Below are 204 nucleotides of genomic sequence, written 5' to 3'. Positions count from 1 at the left end.
TGTGGCAGCGTGAGGTGTTGGGGGAGGTGGGTGGTGCGGGTGGTGTGATGGTTGGTCAGTTGGATTATTGGCGTGGTGTGTTGGCGGGTGTGCCGTTGGAGTTGGCGTTGCCGGTGGATCGGGTGCGGCCTGTGGTTCCGTCGTTCCGGGGTGGTCTGGTGCCGGTGGTGGTGGGTGCGGGGACGCATGCGGGGTTGGTGGAGG

The organism is Streptomyces jumonjinensis (assembly GCF_009600885.1).
Classification (GTDB): Bacteria; Actinomycetota; Actinomycetes; order Streptomycetales; family Streptomycetaceae; genus Streptomyces; species Streptomyces jumonjinensis.
Note: the sequence above shows the minus strand (reverse complement) of the source record.